Source organism: Geofilum rhodophaeum (genome assembly GCF_002210225.1).
GTDB lineage: Bacteria > Bacteroidota > Bacteroidia > Bacteroidales > Marinilabiliaceae > Geofilum > Geofilum rhodophaeum.
On the sequence record NZ_MWUJ01000083.1, the window covers coordinates 1 to 312 of the forward strand.

General features: G+C 48.1%; 1 protein-coding gene. It reads left to right on the forward strand.

Translation table 11 applies throughout. From position 1 onward, the window contains the following. The coding region (locus B4W65_RS17160; protein WP_205741333.1) for a hypothetical protein at window positions 1–312 on the forward strand (312 nt) is incomplete at both ends.

The window sequence follows — 312 nt, forward strand, 5'->3', positions numbered from 1 at the left end:
AATTCGTTGATGGTAAGAACATCAAAGTCACCCGCGACAATGATCAAATCATTAAAGTTGCGACCAGTGACGACGTTGAATTCACCAAAGTCACCCTAGGAGATGGCACGAACAACACCATCTTAACCAGCACTGCCAATGGTTTAGATGTTGGTGGTGACAAGATCACCAACGTAGCTGCTGGCACTATCGGCTCAGGCTCAATGGACGCGGTTAATGGTAGTCAGATTAGTAACGTGCTGGGTGGTAGCGTAAATAACAGTACAGGCGACTTTACCGCCAACACCCCGAGTGCAAATGGCGGTATTGGCA